Genomic DNA, 18,159 nt, shown 5'->3' with positions numbered 1-18,159 from the left:
GGACCGTACGCTGAGCCGGTGTTCTCTCCAGAAGGCCCCTCGCTGCGCGACCTGGTCGTCCAGGCGCTGTCCTCGGTCGAGCACGGCTACGACCTGCTCGCTCCCCGGTTCGACCACACGCCGTTCCGCACGCCCGACAGCATCCTCGACGCGACCGCCGACGCGCTGCGCCCGCTCGGGCCGTTCGGCGAAGGGCTGGACGTGTGCTGCGGGACGGGCGCCGGTCTGCGGGTCCTGGAGGCGGTCTGCCGAGGCCGGTCGACGGGCGTCGACTCCAGTGCGGGCATGCTCGCGGAGGCAGGCCGGGCCTACCCGGGCGCGGAGTGGGTCAGGGCGGATGCGCGGGCGCTGCCCTTCGCGGGGGCCTTCGACCTGGCAGTCAGTTTCGGGGCCCTCGGGCACTTCCTGCCCGCCGAGCGGCCCGCGCTCTTCGCCGGGGTGTACCGCGCGCTGCGGCCCGGCGGGGTCCTCGCGCTTCCGGTCGGCGCGCCGCCGCCGATCAGCTCGCCCTGGTACTGGGTGCTGGCCGGGTTCGACGCGGTGATGCGGGTGCGGAACGCGCTGTGGCGGCCCCCTTTCGTCATGTACTACCGCACCTCCCCGCTGACGGCGCTGCGCACGGAGCTGGCGGCGGCGGGCTTCACTGTGACCACCGAGCCGCTGGAGCCGCTGGGGTGGCGCGAGGACGGCAGCCCGCGCTGCCGGCTGGTGCTGGCGCGCAGGCCGTAGCCCTAGTGCCGGGTTGCCGGGGTGCCGAGGTCGACCTGGTACCAGGAACTCCGGTCGCCGGGGCGCGGGTTGAAGTCGTAGCGGATCGCGGTGCGGCCGAGCGCGACCAGCGAGAGCGACGTCGTTCCCCACCAGAGGCCCTCGCTGAACTGCGGCCGGTGGACGAACACCGCTTCGTCGTCCGCGATCCCCAGCCAGCCGCCCCAGGCCAGTGCGGTCGGGGCGGCGCCGGGCGCGGGCTCGGGCCGGGCGTCGGCCGTCAGGCGCGGTCGCAGCAGCGCCGCGCGAGCGGCCGTCACCGGAACGTCGTCCCCTGGTCCGAGGCTGTCGGCCTGGCCGTCCAGTCCGTCATTGGCCACCACGTGCAGACCCGGGCCGAGGAGGCGAGTCCGCAGCTCGCCGCCGTTCCAGCTCAGCAGTTGCACCTCGGCGGGCCGCGCACGGATCAGGTGGAACGGGTCGTAGTGCGCCAGATCCAGCCCGCCGATCCCTTCCTCGCCGAGTGCCAGGAGCGGTAGCTCCCCGCGCGACCTGTGCACCTCCGCAGGCGCCGCCGGACCCACCGCGTTCAGCAGGCACGCCATCCGCCACGGGGACTCGTCCACGGAACCCACCGCCAGCCAGGTGCCCCCCGCCAGCAGATCCCGCCCGCCGACGACCCCGGGCCGCTCGGGCCAGTGCCGGCCCGGCGGCAGCCACCCCCGCGCGGTGTCGCCGTCCCGCGCGGCCAGTAGCAGGACCGGCGTGGCGGAGTGCGGATCCACACTGACGAACGCAGTACACACGGCGCATCCTCCCGACGCTGGGGACCCTCAGGTTACTGGCGCCATGTCGCCATCTGTGCCTGGAAGTTCGGACAGCCGACGATATCCGCCCTGCTGCACTTGAGGGCGTGGCTGAGGATCTGGTGGGCATGGTCGAGGTCGATCATGCGCTGCTCGATCTCGGCGACCTTGGTGCGGATCATCGCCTCTCTGCGTGGCTGCTCCTGCTGGAACTCGCTGATCTCGGCCAGCGTCAGTCCCGCCTGCTGGCACTTGCGCAGCAGCACGATCCGCTCCGCCGCGTCCGGCGGATAGCGCCGCTGCCCGCCCTGGCGTTCGGGCGCCGGGAGCAGGCCGTGGCGTTCCCAGTACCGGATGGCCGACGCGGGCACTCCGGTGAGCTCGGCGAGTCGGCCGATGGTCATGAGCATGCTGTGCGCCTCTCTCTTCTCGTTCCGTCGTGTTCCGGTCCGGCGCTTGACTTAAACCTTAGTTCAAGTTGAAGGCTGTCCTGTGTCGGGAGAACCAGACACCATCGGAGATGACGAGATGACAGACAGAGTTGAGACGAACGAGCGGGCCCAGCAGCTCGTCCAGGCCGCCGAACAGCTGTTCACCGCAGGGGTGATGTCGCACTCCGGGCACGCCAACCTGAGCGCGCGGTTGGACGACGAGCGCTTCCTGCTGACCCCGGGATTCGTCCGCGGGCTGCTGCCCGAGCAGTTGGCGACCGTCGGTCACGACGGGCGGGTCCTCGCGGGAGAACTGCGGTCCGTCAGCGCCGAGATCATCGCCATGCACAGCGTCGTCTTCCGCGCTCGCCCGCAGGTGGGCGCGATCATCCACACCCACTCGCCCGCCGCGACGGCCTTCGCCCTGGCGCACCGGCCGCTGCCGTGCCGCACCGAGCCGATGCTGCGCTTCGGACAGCCCGAGGAGGTGCCGGTGGTGCCCTGGGGGCCGCGCGGATCGGACGTGTCGGTCAGGGGCATCGCCGAGGTGCTGGAACGCCGCCCCACGACGTCCGCCGTCCTGCTGGCCAACCACGGCCTGCTGGTCTTCGGCCCGGACGCGGCGGCCACCGCCCACCTCGTGGTGGCGATCGAGGAGAGTGCCGAGGCGGAGATCGCCGCGACGGCACTCGGCGGGGCCGTGGACTTCCCCGACGGCGCCCTGGCGGCCGTCCGCGCCGCGATCGCGCGGGTCGCGTCGTGACGGCCGAGGCCCAGCCCGACCGCACCGAGACCGTACGCGACCGCTATCGCGCGACGCTCGGAGCCGTCCCGGGCGGCGTCGAGGACCGTCTGCGGGTGGCCGGAGTCCTGGGCCGGCTGCCCACCGAGGAGGCGCTGGCGGCCCTGCGGCACATCGTGCTGACCGACAGCCCGCTGGGCGGTCGGGTGCAGCAACTCGTCCACTTCGGGCAGCTGTTGACACTCGGCCGGGCGGCCCCCGCCCGGCTGCACGCCCAGGGAGCCCTGCACGCCGGCGCGAGCCTCACCGACCTCGTCGGCGTCGCCGAGACCGCACTCATCACCTCGGGCGTGCCGGCGTACGCGCTGGGCATCGAGATCGTCGCCGAACTCCTGCCGGCCGAGGAGGAGTCGGCAGGCTGAGTGCGGACAGCGGTGACTGCTCCGGTAGGTGGGGGCTAGGATCGCGCGATAACGTCCGGCACAGACACATCCTGGGGTGCGCATGGGACCGGCTGGACCGATGATTGCTTGGGGACCTGGCGGGGAAGAGCCCCGGGAGGCTGCGGTGCGCTTCGACGAAGCCGGTGCCCTGAGCGAGTTGTTGGCCGACCGAGCCAGGCTCGCCCTCCTCGACGAGGCCGCGGAGCGGGTGGGCACCGCCCTGGACCTGGTGGGCACCTGCGCAGAGCTGGCGCAGTTCGCGGTCGCCAACTTCGCGGACCTCGCGAGCGTGGAGATCCTGCCGCCCGAAGCCGTCCCCGCGGGTCTGACGTACAACGTCGGTCTGCTCCGGACCCGGCGACTGGCACTGGACGCCGTACCCGCGCTCCGTCGGCACCGCGAACGCCTCGCCCCTGCCGACCAGTGGGTCCGCCATCGGCAGGGCTGCCCGACGTCGAGGAGCCTGGAGTCGGGGCGCGTTCTGAGCGGTGACCGGTCGCAGGGCAGCCAGGCCGGGACGGTGGCGCAGTGGGACTGCGAGGCCGGCGCCAACCTCGCGGACCGGGCGCAGGGCGCGCCGTCCTGGCTGGTGGTCCCGCTACAGGCACGCGGTCAGCTCATCGGCGCCCTGACCCTGCTCCGGACCCGGGCCGAGGGATTTCCCGACGACGAGACGTCCCTGATCGCGGCCGTTGCCGACCGGGCGGCGAGGAGCATCGACAGCGCCCGGCGCTTCGCACTCGCGCAGGACCTCACCGTCGACCTGCAGCGCGCGCTGCTGGCCGATCCGGGCAGCCCGCACGCCAATCTGGACCTGGCCTCCCGCTACCTTCCCTGCGGCACGTCCGCCATGGTCGGCGGCGACTGGTTCGAGACCATCCGCCTCTCGTTCGGCCGCACCCTGCTGGTCATCGGTGACGTCATGGGGCACGGCGTGGAGGCGGCCGTCGACATGAGCTCCTACCGGACGATGCTCCGCTACATCGCCGCGACCGACCTGCCACCCCATGCCATCCTGCGGCAGCTGGACCACCTGACCTCAGAGGGTGACGCCACCCGCCCCGCCACCTGCCTGCTCGCCCTGATCGAACCCGCGCGAGGCCGCTGCACCCTGGCCAGCGCCGGTCACCTGCCGCCCACACTGATCACACCCGACGAACCGGCCCGACTGCTCGACGTGCCCACCGGCCCGCCGCTGGGCACCGGACTCGGTGCCTACACGTCGGTGGTCCATGCCCTGCACCCCGGGCAGGTGCTGCTGCTCTACACGGACGGCCTGGTCGAACGACGTACCGAGGACATCGACACCTCACTCGCCAGGCTCACCCGGCTCGGGCACCAGAATCCGTCCGCGAGTCTCGACGAGCTTCTCGACCAGGTGCTGGCCGCGGTGAAGCCGGCCACACCCGAGGACGACATCGCGGTCCTCGCCGCGCGGATCCACGGCTGACCGCCGACCCGCTGCCGTCAGCGGCGCTTGCGGTGGTGGTGCAGTAGGGCCCAAGTGGTGGTGAGGAGGGCGATGGCGGCGAGGGTGAGGAGCCAGTTGCGCAGGTAGGGCAGCGGCAGGACGGTGGGGTTGCCGTTGTGGTGGCCGGCGCGCAGGACTGCGGGCAGGGCGACGGCGGTGACGGCGGCGGCGAGGATGAGGCCGGTGCGGACGGGGGTGCTGCGGGCGAGGGTGACGCCGGCCAGGCAGGCCAGCGGGACCCAGAGGCCGTCGTGCAGGACGAGCCCGCCGATCGCCCAGCGCAGGATGTCGAACGGGTGCTGGGCGAGGTCGATGTAGGGATCGGTGGCGATTCCGTAGAGGCCGCAGCCGGTGAGGGCGAGGCCGGCCAGGACGAGCAGCGCGCGGGTCGTTCGCATTGTTCGCATCAGATGAGCTCGATTCGGGTGACCCACTTGGTCTGCAGGACGCCGGGTCGGTTGGGCGCGATGATCCGGGCCGGATAGCCGTGGTCGGGGTCCAGCACTTGGCCGTTGACGCGTAGTGCGAGCAGCGTGAGCGGGTCGCGGGCGTAGGTCGCCGGCATCTCGACGACCCGGTACGGGCCGTCCTTCTCCAGCGAGGTGATCTGCAGGCGGGCGTCGGCGGGTGCGCCGGCCAGGTCGAGGAGGTCGCGGACGCGGACGCCGGTCCAGTGCGCGGAGGCGCTCCAGCCCTCCACGCAGGAGATCGGCAACTCGGCGGTGGTCTGCGGGAGTTGGGCGAGCTCGGCGAGGGAGAGGCGGAGCGGGCGCGGGCCGTCGACGGTCAGTTGCCAGTCGGCGGGGACGGTGCTGGTGCCGGCCTGGACGGCGGTGCGGTTGATCGGCAGTCCCTGCGGGCCGAGGTCGGGGCGGCGCGGGGCGAACAGGTCCAGGGCGCGCAGCCAGGGCACCGTCTGCCCGGCGGTGGTCAGGGTGACCACGCCGACCGAGGCCGTGACGGCGGTCAGGAAGGCCCGGCGCTGCGCGAGGCCGGGCCTGACGCGCCGCCAGTGCCTGGCGATCAGCGGCGCCTTGGCCGCGACGTGCAGCAGCAGCCCGCCGACCGCCAGCCACCCCAGCCAGAAGTGCGTCTGGCGGAACGGGAACGGCCACGGGTACCACTGCAAGGTGTTGAGCAGCCCCGTGAACACCTCCAGCAGCATGGCGGCGACCAGGATCGCGATGCTCAGCCGCTCCAGCGCGTGCAGCACGCTGCGCGCCGGCGGCCATTCGAAGAGCTTGGGATACACCGTCCAGAGCTTGGCGCCGAGCAGCGGGATCGCGGCGATCCCGCTGATCACGTGCAGCCCCTGGGTGACCCGGTAGCCGTTCACCGGGCGGCTGGGCAGGTGGTCGCGCAGCCAGGTGGGCGGCTGCTGGAGCACGTGGCTGAGCAGTCCGGTGAGGAAGCAGGTCAGTAGCGCGGCGCCGAGCCAGCGGCCGATCACCACGGCGGTGCGCGGCTCGTGCAGGGCGGAGGTGAAGGTGCCTTCGCGCAGCGGGCCGCGCCGGAGCACGTCCGGCGGCGTCGGCAGCGGGAGGTCGTACGGCTTGCGTCGGGGGGCGGGGGTGTCGTCGTCCACCCCATCATCAGACCGCCTGGAAGGGCTTTTGAGGTGGTGTGACGTGCTTACGGAAGTCCTACGGAGCCGACGCGATGCCGACCTTGACCCACGTCGTCGGCAGGAACAGACTGAAAGTACCGGAAGGGGCGTCTGTAACGCAGCGTCACATCAGCCAAGAGCAAGGCACCATCTCCGAATCGCAGGATGAGGCGGAGAGGTTATGTCCGCGGAAAGTGTTGACTTCGAATTCGGCCTGGAGTGGGACAAGGCGCAGGAAGCCTTGGACGTGAGCCTGCGATATTCGGATTCCGACTCGATCGACCGGCCCAGTCATCCCAGGCGGCCACTGAAGATCGACACGAGTGAACTCAGGCAGCTCGAGGACGATCCGGACGAGTACGGGCGAACGCTGACCCGGATGGTGTTCGAGTCGAGTGAAGAGGTCGCCAAGTTCTTCGGATGGGCGATCGACGCGTCGAGCGAGAGTCCGGTGCACTTCCGGATTCATATCGACGGGCCGGACAGGTTCCATGCCGTGCACTGGGAGTTACTCCGTAGCCCGAACGAGGACCAGCCGATCGCTACGATCAGCAATATCCTGCTGTCGCGCTACCTTGTCGATGCCAACTGGCGTCCGCTCCGGGCGCGGCCCGTTCATGAAACCCGGGCTCTCATCGTGGTGGCCTCGCCGACCAATGTGGAGGACTTCGCACCACCGCCCCGGCGCCGGCCTCTCACACCGATCGATGTCGGCAGGGAGGCCGGGCGCGCCCGGCGGGCACTCGCCGACTACCGGTGCGTGGAGCTCTTCGGCCGGCGCAGGGCGACGCTGGAAGCGATCATGCAGAGCATCGACGACTTCCAGGGCGGTTTCGACATCCTCTACCTGGCCTGCCATGGTGCGATGGACGATCATGATGACCCGATCCTGGTCCTCGAAACGCCGGGAGGTACCGCCGACATCGTCAACGCGGCCCAGCTCGCCGAACGCATCCGGAGCCTGGAGCGCAAGCCCACCCTGGCGCTGCTGATCTCCTGCCAGTCGGCCGGGGACGGCGGCGAGCCCCGCAGTGACGACGGGGGAGTGCTCGCCGCGCTCGGCCCGAGGCTGGCGGGCGCCGGCGTCGGGGCGGTGGTGGCCATGCAGGGCAACATCACGGAGGCCTCGGCGGAACTCTTCAGCCCCGCGTTCTTCCAGCGGTTCGCCCAGGACGCAGCCGTCGACCAGGCGATGGCCGCCGCCCGGAACGCGATCCGGGAACGGCCGGACTGGTGGGTCCCGGTGCTGTTCTCCCGGCTGCGCTCGGGCCTGGCCTACCACTCGCTGACGCGCACCGGAGACTTCGGGGCGACCTGGCAGGAGCTGCGGGACACGGTCCCGAACCACCAGTTGACCCCGGTGCTGGGGCCCGGCCTGGCCGACGGAATCCTCGGCTCGCGGGAGGAGATCGCCCGCCGGTGGGTGCGGCGGCGCCAGCTGCCGATCGTGGCACAGAGCCAGGGGAATCTCGCCCAGGTCGCCCAGTACCTGCGCGTGCGGCACTCGGAGAACATGGTCAGCATGTATCTCGCCAACTACCTGAGAGACGAATTCCGGGACCGGAAGGAGAAGTCCCAGGAGGGCGACCTGTTCGATTCGATTCCATCGTCGATCATTGAGGGCTCACCGGAGAAGACCATTGTCGAGGCAGGGCGGATTCTTCGGGAGCGGAATTCCGACGATCCGTACCGGGTCCTCGCCGAACTGCCGGTGGAGGTGTACGTGACGACCGGGTGGACCGACCTTCTGCAGGAGGCACTGCTGGCCTGTGAGCCGAAGAAGACTCCGGTGACCATGTGTTTTCCGTGGACCGACCGAGTGGCGTGGAAGGTTGCGGACACCGATCAGGAGCCGACGGTGGAAAGGCCCTGGGTGTACCACCTGTTCGGGCGGCTCGACAAGTGGAACTCGCTCGTCCTGACGGAGGACGACCATTTCGAGTGGCTCACCAACTGGGTCGCCCAGCGTGCCGCCGTACCGGCCATCGTGGAAGGCCACCTGGTCGCGTCGTCTCTGATGTTCCTCGGATACCGTCTGGACGACTGGGATTTCCGAGTGGTGTTCCAGGGCATCAAGAGCTTCCTCGGCTACAACAAGAAGGGCGTCGCGACCCACGTGGGAGTCCAGCTTCGGCCCGAGAACGAGACGATCGATCCGGAGGCCGCACAGGAGTATCTGCAGTCGTACTTCCACGACAATGATGTGGAGATCTTCTGGTCGACTCCCCGCGATTTTCTCGCCGAGTTCCGCCGAAGGATGGAGGTCCCCTCATGAGCGCCGGGCTGGCGACGAAGCCCGCGGAATCCGCCTCCTCTCGTCGGAATCCCTATGTAGGGCCGCGCGCCTTTCAGATGGGCGAGCACCTGCCCAACCGTGGGCGCGAGGCCCGTGAACTCGCGAATCTCGTCATCGCCGAACGCGTCGTGCTCCTGCACTCCCCCTCGGGCGCCGGCAAGACCTCCCTCATCCAGTCGACGGTGATGGAGGAACTCGCCGATCACGGGTTCCGGCCCGTCGGCCCGGCCCGGGTGGACAAACCGCCGCCGCAGGACCTCGACATCCACAATCGCTATGTCTACAGCCTTGCGCTCTACCTGCTGGGGCAGCGGACCACCGACCCGCAGTTGTTCCAGTCCTACACGCTCAAGCAGGTCCTTGACCAGGTCACCGCCGAGACGGTGCCCTCGCTCGGTCCGCGCGAGGCGCAGGTCCTGGTGATCGACCAGTTCGAGGAGATCCTGACCCTCGATCCGACGGACTGGGACGCGAAGACGGCGTTCTTCGAGGAACTGGGAGGCGAGCTCGCCGATCGCAGGCTCTGGTTGCTGCTCGCCATGCGCGAGGACTACATGGGGGGTCTGCATCGCTACCGTCTGCTCGTTCCGGGGCACCTGCGGGCGAAATACCGCCTGGAGTTCCTGACACGTGACGAAGCCCAGCTCGCGATACAGCGCCCCGCCGAGGATCGGAACGTGACGTTCTCGGACCCTGCCGCCAACGCCCTGATCGAGAAGCTGGCCATGACGATGGTCAGCAGCCCGGACCACAAGTGCGAGTGGCAGCAGACGCCGTACGTGGAGCCCTTCCAACTCCAGGTCGTCTGCAGCAGGCTGTGGAGGACGGTCAGGTCGGCGAAGGCCGACGCGTTCGACAGCATCGACAGCGCCGACGTCGAGACCGTCGACATCGACCGCGCCCTCAGCCGCTTCTACGCCGACACGGTGGCTGATGCGGCGAAGGAAACGCATGTCTCCGAGCGGGCCGTCCGCGACTGGTTCGAGTATCAGCTCATCACGCCGGAGGGATTTCGTAGCCAGACGGTGGCCAGGCCGGTTATGGGAGACGAGGGTGTCCAGCTCCTGAGACTGCTGGAGGACGCCTACCTCATCCGAGCGGACACCCGGGCCCAGACCACCTGGTACGAACTGGAGCACGACCGGCTCATCAGGGCGGTGCGCAGGAGCAACGAGCTGTGGCGTTGGGAGAACCTGGCCTTCTGGCAGATCGCCGCGCACGAGTGGCAGCGGAGCGGCCGACCCAGAGCTCGCCTGTTCTCCGCACGCGACCTCGCGCGCTTCGGGCCGGGCAGGGACGACGAGCCGACTGCCCTGGAGCACCAGTTCCTCGACGCGTCGAAGGACGACGCGAGCCGCGGGCGGTGGGTGAGCACCGCCCTCAGCGTGGTCGGCGTCCTGACAGCGCTGGTCGTGGTCGAGACGGTGGTGATCGCGATTCTGCTCGCCCTGTGGCTCTAGCTCGCCCTGTGACTCCAGGAGGCCGCCATGCCCGAGACGCTCAACCTGTTCGAGATGCCTGACGACCAGCTGGTCTTCAACGGCGTCGACGCGGACACCGGCGATTACCTCTTCGCCCCGATGCCGCTGTCCGAGCTGGCGGGTCGGATCCGCGGCGAAGGTCCGCAGCGCGACCGGCAGCAGCGGGAGCTCAGCGCTCGTCACACCAGGGAATTGGCGCACCGGGCCGTGGCGTTCGGCCGTAACCCCGAGGATCTGGAATCGGTGGGCTGGGCGCTGCTCACGGCGGAGGGGACGGATCGGGAGGTGCCGGCGGCCCTCGAGCCCCTGCGGAACCTGCGCCGGAGCCAGGCCGGCGACCTGTACCGGGAGCTCACGGTGGAGCCCGGCGAGAGTGCGGAGGAGTTCTACCGGCGGCTCGGCCTGGCGCCCGGGCCGGCGGATCCGCGGACCATGCCGTACTACCTCCTGCTGGTCGGCAGCCCGGAGCAGATCCCGTTCTCCCTGCAGTACCAGCTCGATGTCAGCTATGCGGTCGGCCGGGTGCACTTCGACACCCCCGAGGAGTACGCGTCCTACGCGGCCACGGTGGTCGCCGCCGAGGGCGCGGCCGCAAGCTCGGCGCTGCCGAAGCGGCCTCGGATCCACCTGTTCGGCACCCGGCACCCCGGGGACGCGTCGACTGCTCTCAGCGCCGCACGGCTGATCGAGCCGCTCGGCGCCGAACTGGGCACCGACGACCCGGCCACCGAGCTCACAGCCGACGTCGGCGAGGGGGCGACGAAGTCGCGCCTGTACGACCTGCTGGTCGGCGGATCGGCGCCCGAGCTGCTCTTCACCGCCACGCACGGGCTCGGCGGTTCGGGCGCGGTCGACGGTCGACGGGAGACGCAGGGCTCGCTGGTCTGCCAGGAGTGGCCGGGCCCGTTGAAGCGCCAGGGCGGCGTCAGGGCCGAGCACTACCTGGCGGGCGCGGACATCCCAGGCGACCGTCCGGTGGTTCCTCGCGTCGTGTTCTCCTTCAGCTGCTACGGCGCCGGGACACCGGCCGTGACCGACTTCGAGGGGTCGGAGCCGGAGCCCGCGCCGGCGGGCGACTCGCCGTTCGTCGCCCGTCTGCCGCAACGACTGCTCGGCAACCCGGCCGGTGGCGCCCTGGCGTTCGTCGGCCATGTGGACCGTGCGTGGAGCAGCTCCTTCCTGTGGGGCGGCGTGAAGCCGCAGATCGTCGCGATGACCAGCGCGCTGGAGGCGCTCCACGGCAGGTGGCGGATCGGACACGCGCTGGAGTATCTGAACTCGCGGGCCGCGGAGATCTCCACCCTGCTCACCGAAAAGCAAACCCGGATCCGGAACGCGGGGCTGCTCGTTGACGACCGGGAGCTGACAGGGCTGTGGATGGCGTACCACGACGCCCGCAACTACGTCCTGCTCGGCGACCCCGCCGTCCGGTGTCTCAGGGCGGAAGACTCAGCCGAGGACACCTGAGGAGGTCCGCATGTCTGCCGAGACGGTTCCGGGGACCGATATCCGCTACCACCTCGTCGCCTTCGACGCCCACGGCCGGGAGCGCGACGAGAACGGCGGCCCGTACAGCCCGTTCCTACTCCGCGAGGCCGCGACGACCCGGCCCACGGACGTGTTCGTCTTCAGTCACGGCTGGAACTCCGACGTCGCAGGGGCACGCAGCCAGTACGGCCGCTGGATAGCGACCATGGAGTCCTGCGCCGAGGACCGGGCAGTGCTGGAGGCTCGACCCGGTGGCTACCGGCCGCTGCTGGTCGGGCTGCACTGGCCGAGCAAGGCGTGGAGCGACGAGCAACTTCCGGGCGAGCCGGCCGCAACGGCCGTGGGGGAGCCCGATGGAGGGACCGAGTGGCTCGTCGACTACTACGCCGCGCGTCTCACCGACACGGCGCGCACCCGTGAGGCACTGCGCACCATTCTGGAGAGCGCCCACCACGAAGCCGTGCCGACGTTCCTTCCCGACCCGGTGAGGCGGGCGTACCAGGTGATCGACGCGGAGGCGGGCGCGGGCAGCGACGGAGAGGGCGCCGCACCCGGGGACGACCGCGAGCCCTTCGACGCGGAGGAGACCTACCAGGCGTGCCAGGTGGAGGAGTTGGCCTCGTTCGGAGGGGCGTCGCTCGGGGGTGTGCTCTCCCCGTTGCGTGTCCTGACCTTCTGGCAGATGAAGCGGCGGGCCCTGAAGTTCGGCGAGCGCGGCGCCGCCACCCTCCTCGGCGATCTGCGGGCTGCCGCGCCGACGGCGCGATTCCATCTCATGGGGCACAGCTTCGGCTGCATCGTCGTCTCGGCCGCCATCACGACCGCAGTGGACACGCTCGTCCTGGTGCAGGGGGCGATGTCGCTCTGGTCGTTCTGCCCCTCGATCCCGTCGAGACCCGATCGGCACGGTTACTTCCACCGGCTGGTGGCGGACGGTCTGGTCCGCGGGCCACTGCTCGCCACGACGTCCGTCCACGATCGCGCGGTCGGCGTCTTCTATCCGCTCGGTGCCAGGGCGAGGCGGCAGGTGGACTACGCGGTCGGCACCGGCACGCTGCCCACCTACGGCGGAATCGGGACCTTCGGTGTGCGCGGCCTCGGGGACCGGGCGACGGACGAGATCCTCGGGCTGGTCGACGCCCAGTACGACTTCCAGCCGCGAACCGTGCACAACCTGGATGCGAGCGCTGTCATCAGGTCCGGCGGGGGTGCGTCCGGCGCGCACAGCGACATCTGCCACCCGCCGCTGGCCCACGCGATCTGGCAGGCGGTCGCCGCCGACGGCAACCAGCCAGTGCCCAGCGCGCCGCCACCACCTGACGCCGACCGCGGGCGCTAGCCTCGGAAGGGTGACAGACAGCAGCCACAACACTGATGGGCACGCGGGCGGCCGGGCCCCCGCCGGGTTCGAGCTGGGCACGGACGGACCGAGGACCATCGTCGTCGGACTCGACGGCTCCGAGTCCTCCTACCACGCGGCCGCCTACGGCGCCGGCCTGGCTCGGCGGCAAGGGGCGCGGGTCGCCTTCGTCTACGTCCAGCCCGTGCTGGCGGCGAACGCGATGCTGGCCGCCGCGGCGCAGGCGACCACGCAGGAGGTCGCCGAAGGGCTGCTGAACGAGATCCGGCAGGCCGTCGAGCGACTGGGCGATCTCCGGTCGCTGCGCTGGGAGTTCCACACCTTCCAGGGCGACCCGTACCACGCCCTCGCGAAGACGGCGGACGACCTCAAGGCCGACGCCGTGATCGTCGGCGTCTCCGAGCACGTCGGACACCGCATCGTGGGATCGGTGGCAGTGCGGCTGGTCCGTGCCGGCCGCTGGCCGGTGACGGTCGTGCCGTGACGCTGCGTCAGGGGCGAAGGTAGCGCTCGCCGTAGGCGAACTCGCCTGCCTTGACGGCTTCGCGGAAGGCGGCGAAGGCGGGGGTGGGGAGGAGGGGGTTGGGACCCTCGGGGTCCTTGCTGTCGCGGATCGGGACGTAGCCGCTGGAGAGGAGGTCGGCGGAGATCTCGACGCAACCGCCGTTGCTGCCAGTGGAGTAGCTGGCCTTGAACCACGAGACCGACGACGGCTCGATGGGACGACGGTTCATGGCGATCAGCTCCTCCTGCGCGCGCCGGAGCAGCTGACGGGTGTCGGGCGCCGACAACGCTTGGGCCTGGATGCGATCATAGCTGCGCCACTGCTTCGCGACGGCGATCGGGTCGTTGTTGCAACTTCCGTATTCGAGGCTCTCCGTGTAGAACCATCGTCGGGCATTCGGGAGTTCGAGAAAAGCCATCATCCCTTGTGGGCCGACGGCCGGGTGCGGTCCGAACGGTACGATCCGCAGGTTGACGTTCGGCAGGTAGGACATCTCCAGCATGTAGGCGATCTGGCGGCTCATGGCCTGGGGGTCTCCCACTGAGCGCCGGATCACCGACTCGTCCATGAAATCCGATGAACTAGCCTGCTGGTCATGATCGAACTCCGACGCGCCAAGCGAATGACAGTGCGAACGGCCGCGCGAATAGGCGGCGCGCTGCCGCCGCGTGGGCCCCAACGGTCGTTGCTGCTGTCCAGTTTCGTGAACCGGGTCGGCAACGGGCTGTTCAACACCGCGTCGGTGCTCTACTTCACGCGGGTGGTGCACCTGTCGGCGGCTCAGGTCGGGCTCGGGCTCACCATCGCCGGGCTGGTCGGGCTGTTCGCGGGGATTCCCGCAGGGGATCTGGCGGACCGGCGCGGGCCGCGCGGGGTGATGCAACTGACGTTGGCAGTGCAGGCGTTGACGATGACGGCGTTCGTCTTCGTGCACGCCTGGGCCGCGTTCACGCTGATCGCCTCGCTGGACCTGCTGGCGGGGTCCGCCAACAACGCGGCGCGCGGCGCGCTGATCGCGCGGGTCGGCGGAGACCGGCCGGCCGCGTTCCGGGCGCGGCTGCGGACGTTCGTCAACGTGGGCGTGGTGTGCGGGACGCTCGGCGCGGCGTTCGCCGTGCAGATCGACAGCCGTGCGGCGTACACGGCGCTGATCCTGGCCAACGCCGCCAGTTACGTCGGCTGCGGTCTGCTGCTCCTGCGGGTGCCGGACTACCAGGCGCTGCCCCGGCCGCGGCGGGTGAGCCGCTGGGCGGCCCTCGCCGACCGGCCGTTCGCCGCGTTCGCCCTGCTCGACGGCGCGATGGGCCTGCAGTATCCGGTGGCCTCGCTGCTGCTGCCGGTCTGGATCGCTGCGCACACGCACGCGCCGCGCTGGACCGTCGCCGCCGTCTACGCCGTCAACTCGGGGGTGTGCGCGCTGCTTCAGCTCAGGATCGGGTCGGCGGTGGAGACCCCGCGGGAGGGCGGCCGGGCGCTGCGCCACGCCGGGCTGCTCTTCCTGGTCAGCTGTCCGCTGATGGCCCTGACCGCCGATGTGCCGCCCTGGGCCGCGGTCCTGCTGCTGCTCGTCGGGATCACCCTGCACAGCGTCGGAGAGGTCTGGCAGTCCTCGGCCGGCTTCGCGCTCGGCTTCGGCCTGGCGCCCGAGCACGCCCAGGGCCAGTACCAGGGGCTGGTCGGGCTCGGCTTCGACACCTGCCAGGCACTGGCGCCGGCGATCCTCACCACGCTCTGCCTCGGTCTCGGACAGCTCGGCTGGCTGCTGCTCGGCGTGTTCTTCGCGGTCCTCGGCCTGCTCGGCCCGCCGCTGGCTGCCTGGGCCGCACGCACCCGCCCGGACGCACTGGGCGTACCGGTCGGTTAGAGTCGGCCCAATGCAGCGCCTCGCCCTCTTCGACCTGGACAACACCCTCGCCGACCGCGGCGCCGCCTTCGGGCGCTGGGCAAGGGAGTTCGCCTCCCAGTGGCGGCTCGACCCCGAGGCGGTCGGGTGGTTGACGGAACTGGACCAGGACGGTCTGCGTCCCAAGGACGCGTTCTTCACCGCCGTGCGTGAACGCTTCGGACTGGACGCCTCGGTGGAGCGGCTCTGGTCCCAGTACCGCTCCCGCCATGCCGAGTTGATGCGCTGCGAACCAGGAGTCCCGCAGGCCGTACGGCAGTTGAGGACAGCGGGATGGCGGGTCGGCGTGGTGACCAACGGCAACCATGAGACGCAGTTCGGCGCCCTGCGGCACACCGGCCTGACCGCGCTGCTGGACGGCTGGTGCATCTCCGAGGCGGAGGGCCTGCGCAAGCCCGATCCCAGGATCTTCGCCCTGGCGGCCGAACGCTGCAAGGTCGACGGACCGTACGACGGCTGGATGGTCGGCGACAGCATCGGCGCGGACGTCGGCGGCGGCCGGGCAGCCGGCCTGGGCACGGTGTGGATCCGCCGCGGCCGAGCGTGGCCGCCGACCGAGGCGCCGCCCGACCACGCGGTGGACACCGTCCCCGAGGCCGTCGGCATCCTGCTGCGCAGGTCCGGCGGATGAGGAAAAGTGCTGGCGGACCGGGTCGGCGCGGCGGCATCCTGGCCGGATGCTGATCAGAGAAGCCACCGCCGCCGACTGGCCCGCCATCTGGCCGTTCTTCCACCAGATCGTCGCCGCCGGCGAGACCTTCACCTATCCGACGGACCTCACCGAGGAGCAGGGCCGCGACTGGTGGCTGCTCTCGGCCCCCAGCCGTTCGGTCGTCGCCGTCGACGAGAGCGGAACGGTCCTCGGCACGGCCAAGATGAACGCCAACCACCTGGGCAACGGCTCCCACATCGCCGGCGCCAGCTACATGGTCGACCCGGCCCACGCGGGCCGCGGCGTCGGCCGCGCGCTGTGCACGTACTCGCTGGAGTGGGCCCGGGCAGCGGGCTTCCGGGCGATGCAGTTCAACGCCGTCGTGGAGACCAACGTGCACGCCGTGCAGCTCTACCACTCCCTCGGCTTCGAGATCCTGGGCACCCTGCCCGAGGGCTTTCGCCACCCGCAGAAGGGCCTGGTGGGGCTGCACATCATGTACTGCCCGCTCTGACGCCGGCGGAGTCCCTTACGGAAGTCGTACGGCGGGTGGTGGGGCGGGGTTTGGGGGTGGTGGGGGTGGGAGGGTGGCGGGATGTCCGGTACTCGATCGTCCCTGTTCTGCCTTGCCGTCCTTGCCGCGCTGGCGGCTGCTCTCGGGTTGACGTTCGGGAGTGGGGGGACGTTGGCGCAGCACGGTCCGCTGTATTTCTGGTACCCGGTGGACCTCGGGTTGTTCGTGCTGGCGCTGCTTGCGCTGCGCAGGGTGCCGGTGCGGTGGGTGGTGGGGGTGGTGCTGCTGGGGAGTGTGGCGGTGGCGGGGGCCGGGGTGCTGGTGGCGCCGCGGACCAGTGATGACGCCTACCGGTACCTCTGGGACGGACAAGTGCAGGTGGCCGGCATCTCCCCGTACGCCTATCCGCCGGACGCGCCGCAGCTCGGCGCGCTGCGTGCGCAGGCTCCGGCGCTGTTCCCGTCGGGTGGGGACTGTGTGGGCTGGGATCTGCGGCGGGCCGCGCCCGGTTTCTGCAGCCATGTCAACCGGCCGGGTGTGCCGACCATCTACCCGCCGGTGGCCGAGGCCTGGTTCGCCGGCCTCGACCTGGTCGGGCACGGGCACGGGGTGCGCACCGCGCAGGTCGGCGGCGCGCTGCTCGCGGTGGCCACCACGGGGGCGCTGCTGTGGCTGCTGCGGCCGGAGCGCCGTCGTCGGGCCGCGCTCTGGGGGTGGTTCCCGGGCGTGGCGGTGTGGTCGGTGAACGACGCGCACGTGGACACCCTCGGCGCGCTGCTGATGGTGCTCGGCCTGGGGATCGCCGCGCGTGGCCGCCGGACGGCCGGCGGGGCGCTGCTGGGGGCGGCGGTGGCGGTGAAGCTGATCCCGGTCCTTGCCCTGCCCGGCGCGCTGTCGGGCCTGCTGGCGCGAGGTCGGCGGTCCGCCGCCGACCGGGGCCGGGCGCTGCTGCTGCCGGTGGTGGCGCTGGGCGTCTTCGTCCTGAGCTATCTGCCGTACCTGGCGCTGTCCGGCAGCAAGGTGCTCGGTTTCCTGCCCGGCTACCTGCGCGAGGAGGGGTACGACCAGGGCCGGGTGCAGCGCTTCGCGCTGGTCCGGCTGCTGGTGCCGGACTCGCTGGCCGCCGGTGGGGCCGCCGCGGTGGTGCTGGCGGCGGTGCTGTACGTGCTGCGCTGCGGTGATCCGGCCCGGCCGTGGCGGGGCGCGCTGCTGGTCACCGGGACGGCGCTGCTGGCCCTGACGCCCGGCTACCCCTGGTACGGGCTGCTGGTGGTGGCGCTGGTCGGGCTGGACGGCCGGTGGGAGTGGCTGGGTGTGCCGGCCGCCGGGCAGGTGCAGTACCTGCTCGGCGGCGATGCCCAGCAGCCCGCCTACGCGGCGGCGCTGGCACTGGTGCTGGTGGCCGCGGCGGTGCGCGCGGGGCGGGGAAGAAGGGGAAGCAGCGGGACGGCTCAGGAGCCGGCGTCCTCCAGGCGGAAGCCGACCTTGACGGTCACCTGAAAGTGCCCGATCACGCCGTTCTCGACGTGGCCGCGCGTGCCCACCACCTCGAACCAGTCGACGTTGCGCAGGGTCTGCGACGCACGGGCCAGGGCGTTGCGGATCGCGGCGTCGGTGCCCTCGTGGGAGGTCCCGACGATCTCGGTCACTCGGTAGGTGTGCTCGGACATGGCGGCCTCCGGATCGGGACGGCTGGTGGTGACGGGAGAGCCTGACGGCCCTCCCCTCCACCGTGCGGCATCGTGCGCCGCGC

General features: G+C 71.1%; 19 protein-coding genes. 13 read left to right on the top strand and 6 right to left on the bottom strand.

Going from position 1 to position 18,159, the window contains the following annotated elements; all coding sequences use genetic code 11:
- Nucleotides 1-18: 18 nt before the first annotated feature.
- Complete coding sequence (locus P3T37_RS07395) at nucleotides 19-729, top strand: class I SAM-dependent methyltransferase (protein WP_280722637.1); 711 nt, start codon at nucleotides 19-21, stop codon at nucleotides 727-729.
- Between the two features lie 2 nt (nucleotides 730-731).
- Here the strand turns inward: P3T37_RS07395 and P3T37_RS07390 are convergent, their stop codons facing one another.
- A complete protein-coding gene (locus P3T37_RS07390; RefSeq protein ID WP_280722636.1) occupies nucleotides 732-1,514 on the bottom strand; it encodes an NRDE family protein in 783 nt (260 codons plus the stop codon).
- 32 nt (nucleotides 1,515-1,546) lie between these two features.
- A complete protein-coding gene (locus tag P3T37_RS07385; protein WP_280722635.1) occupies nucleotides 1,547-1,924 on the bottom strand; it encodes a MerR family transcriptional regulator in 378 nt (125 codons plus the stop codon).
- 118 nt (nucleotides 1,925-2,042) lie between these two features.
- On the opposite strand from P3T37_RS07385, the gene P3T37_RS07380 reads away from it, so the two are divergent.
- The 3 genes from P3T37_RS07380 (at nucleotide 2,043) to P3T37_RS07370 (ending at nucleotide 4,580) form a co-directional block, all read left to right on the top strand.
- On the top strand, nucleotides 2,043-2,708 hold the full coding sequence (locus P3T37_RS07380) for a class II aldolase/adducin family protein (protein ID WP_280722634.1): 666 nt from the start codon (nucleotides 2,043-2,045) through the stop codon (nucleotides 2,706-2,708).
- Complete coding sequence (locus tag P3T37_RS07375; RefSeq protein ID WP_280722633.1) at nucleotides 2,705-3,109, top strand: carboxymuconolactone decarboxylase family protein; 405 nt, start codon at nucleotides 2,705-2,707, stop codon at nucleotides 3,107-3,109. Before P3T37_RS07380 ends, P3T37_RS07375 begins: the two co-directional genes overlap by 4 nt.
- A gap of 145 nt (nucleotides 3,110-3,254) precedes the next feature.
- A complete protein-coding gene (locus P3T37_RS07370) occupies nucleotides 3,255-4,580 on the top strand; it encodes a GAF domain-containing SpoIIE family protein phosphatase (protein WP_280722632.1) in 1,326 nt (441 codons plus the stop codon).
- Nucleotides 4,581-4,597: 17 nt separating this feature from the next.
- Here P3T37_RS07370 and P3T37_RS07365 read toward each other — a convergent pair whose 3' ends face one another.
- Together P3T37_RS07365 and P3T37_RS07360 are read right to left on the bottom strand one after the other, a co-directional pair.
- Nucleotides 4,598-4,999 (bottom strand): hypothetical protein, encoded by a 402-nt coding sequence (locus P3T37_RS07365; protein ID WP_280722631.1) that lies wholly within the window; start codon nucleotides 4,997-4,999, stop codon nucleotides 4,598-4,600.
- Nucleotides 5,000-5,007: 8 nt separating this feature from the next.
- The gene (locus tag P3T37_RS07360) at nucleotides 5,008-6,120 is read right to left on the bottom strand and encodes a molybdopterin-dependent oxidoreductase (protein WP_280722822.1); all 1,113 of its coding nucleotides are present in this window, start codon (nucleotides 6,118-6,120) and stop codon (nucleotides 5,008-5,010) included.
- Between the two features lie 268 nt (nucleotides 6,121-6,388).
- Here P3T37_RS07360 and P3T37_RS07355 point away from each other — a divergent pair, with 268 nt between their 5' ends.
- The 5 genes from P3T37_RS07355 to P3T37_RS07335 are packed head-to-tail and all read left to right on the top strand — an operon-like array spanning nucleotide 6,389 to nucleotide 13,316.
- The gene (locus P3T37_RS07355) at nucleotides 6,389-8,482 is read left to right on the top strand and encodes a CHAT domain-containing protein (RefSeq protein WP_280722630.1); all 2,094 of its coding nucleotides are present in this window, start codon (nucleotides 6,389-6,391) and stop codon (nucleotides 8,480-8,482) included.
- Entirely contained in the window at nucleotides 8,479-9,963 is a 1,485-nt protein-coding gene (locus P3T37_RS07350) for a hypothetical protein (protein WP_280722629.1), read from the top strand. Before P3T37_RS07355 ends, P3T37_RS07350 begins: the two co-directional genes overlap by 4 nt.
- Before the next feature lie 27 nt (nucleotides 9,964-9,990).
- The gene (locus tag P3T37_RS07345; RefSeq protein WP_280722628.1) at nucleotides 9,991-11,451 is read left to right on the top strand and encodes a hypothetical protein; all 1,461 of its coding nucleotides are present in this window, start codon (nucleotides 9,991-9,993) and stop codon (nucleotides 11,449-11,451) included.
- A 10-nt stretch (nucleotides 11,452-11,461) separates the two neighbouring features.
- Nucleotides 11,462-12,811, top strand: coding sequence for a hypothetical protein (locus P3T37_RS07340; RefSeq protein WP_280722627.1), 1,350 nt, complete (start codon nucleotides 11,462-11,464; stop codon nucleotides 12,809-12,811).
- 10 nt (nucleotides 12,812-12,821) lie between these two features.
- On the top strand, nucleotides 12,822-13,316 hold the full coding sequence (locus P3T37_RS07335; RefSeq protein WP_280722626.1) for a universal stress protein: 495 nt from the start codon (nucleotides 12,822-12,824) through the stop codon (nucleotides 13,314-13,316).
- A gap of 7 nt (nucleotides 13,317-13,323) precedes the next feature.
- On the opposite strand, the gene P3T37_RS37025 is transcribed toward P3T37_RS07335, so the two are convergent.
- Complete coding sequence (locus P3T37_RS37025; protein ID WP_348533222.1) at nucleotides 13,324-14,016, bottom strand: Scr1 family TA system antitoxin-like transcriptional regulator; 693 nt, start codon at nucleotides 14,014-14,016, stop codon at nucleotides 13,324-13,326.
- Between P3T37_RS37025 and P3T37_RS07320 the strand changes: the two genes are divergently transcribed.
- The 4 genes from P3T37_RS07320 (at nucleotide 13,933) to P3T37_RS07305 (ending at nucleotide 17,906) form a co-directional block, all read left to right on the top strand.
- Nucleotides 13,933-15,201 (top strand): MFS transporter, encoded by a 1,269-nt coding sequence (locus P3T37_RS07320; RefSeq protein WP_280722625.1) that lies wholly within the window; start codon nucleotides 13,933-13,935, stop codon nucleotides 15,199-15,201. The genes P3T37_RS37025 and P3T37_RS07320 overlap by 84 nt on opposite strands.
- Before the next feature lie 10 nt (nucleotides 15,202-15,211).
- Nucleotides 15,212-15,871: an HAD family hydrolase gene (locus P3T37_RS07315; protein WP_280722624.1), complete on the top strand. Its 660-nt coding sequence runs from the start codon at nucleotides 15,212-15,214 to the stop codon at nucleotides 15,869-15,871.
- 46 nt (nucleotides 15,872-15,917) lie between these two features.
- Nucleotides 15,918-16,406, top strand: a complete 489-nt coding sequence (locus tag P3T37_RS07310; protein ID WP_280722623.1) for a GNAT family N-acetyltransferase — start codon at nucleotides 15,918-15,920, stop codon at nucleotides 16,404-16,406.
- Between the two features lie 81 nt (nucleotides 16,407-16,487).
- Nucleotides 16,488-17,906: a glycosyltransferase family 87 protein gene (locus P3T37_RS07305; protein WP_280722622.1), complete on the top strand. Its 1,419-nt coding sequence runs from the start codon at nucleotides 16,488-16,490 to the stop codon at nucleotides 17,904-17,906.
- Here the strand turns inward: P3T37_RS07305 and P3T37_RS07300 are convergent.
- A complete protein-coding gene (locus P3T37_RS07300) occupies nucleotides 17,858-18,076 on the bottom strand; it encodes a dodecin (RefSeq protein WP_280722621.1) in 219 nt (72 codons plus the stop codon). The two genes, P3T37_RS07305 and P3T37_RS07300, sit on opposite strands and share 49 nt — an antisense overlap.
- Between the last annotated feature and the right edge of the window lie 83 nt (nucleotides 18,077-18,159).

Origin of the sequence: Kitasatospora sp. MAA4 (assembly GCF_029893355.1) — a bacterium.
GTDB lineage: Bacteria > Actinomycetota > Actinomycetes > Streptomycetales > Streptomycetaceae > Kitasatospora.
The sequence above is the reverse complement of the archived record's forward strand: the minus strand, read 5'-3'. Positions and strand labels throughout refer to the sequence as shown.

Excerpts from the sequence above, each read along its gene's own strand:
- P3T37_RS07385 (WP_280722635.1), bottom strand. The coding sequence starts at position 1,924 with ATGCTCATGACCATCGGCCGACTCGCCGAGCTCACCGGAGTGCCCGCG.
- P3T37_RS07300 (WP_280722621.1), bottom strand. The coding sequence starts at position 18,076 with ATGTCCGAGCACACCTACCGAGTGACCGAGATCGTCGGGACCTCCCAC.
- P3T37_RS07365 (WP_280722631.1), bottom strand. The coding sequence starts at position 4,999 with ATGCGAACGACCCGCGCGCTGCTCGTCCTGGCCGGCCTCGCCCTCACC.
- P3T37_RS07380 (WP_280722634.1), top strand. The coding sequence starts at position 2,043 with ATGACAGACAGAGTTGAGACGAACGAGCGGGCCCAGCAGCTCGTCCAG.
- P3T37_RS07315 (WP_280722624.1), top strand. The coding sequence starts at position 15,212 with ATGCAGCGCCTCGCCCTCTTCGACCTGGACAACACCCTCGCCGACCGC.
- P3T37_RS07340 (WP_280722627.1), top strand. The coding sequence starts at position 11,462 with ATGTCTGCCGAGACGGTTCCGGGGACCGATATCCGCTACCACCTCGTC.
- P3T37_RS07345 (WP_280722628.1), top strand. The coding sequence starts at position 9,991 with ATGCCCGAGACGCTCAACCTGTTCGAGATGCCTGACGACCAGCTGGTC.
- P3T37_RS07310 (WP_280722623.1), top strand. The coding sequence starts at position 15,918 with ATGCTGATCAGAGAAGCCACCGCCGCCGACTGGCCCGCCATCTGGCCG.
- P3T37_RS07320 (WP_280722625.1), top strand. The coding sequence starts at position 13,933 with ATGATCGAACTCCGACGCGCCAAGCGAATGACAGTGCGAACGGCCGCG.
- P3T37_RS07355 (WP_280722630.1), top strand. The coding sequence starts at position 6,389 with ATGTCCGCGGAAAGTGTTGACTTCGAATTCGGCCTGGAGTGGGACAAG.
- P3T37_RS07305 (WP_280722622.1), top strand. The coding sequence starts at position 16,488 with ATGTCCGGTACTCGATCGTCCCTGTTCTGCCTTGCCGTCCTTGCCGCG.
- P3T37_RS07350 (WP_280722629.1), top strand. The coding sequence starts at position 8,479 with ATGAGCGCCGGGCTGGCGACGAAGCCCGCGGAATCCGCCTCCTCTCGT.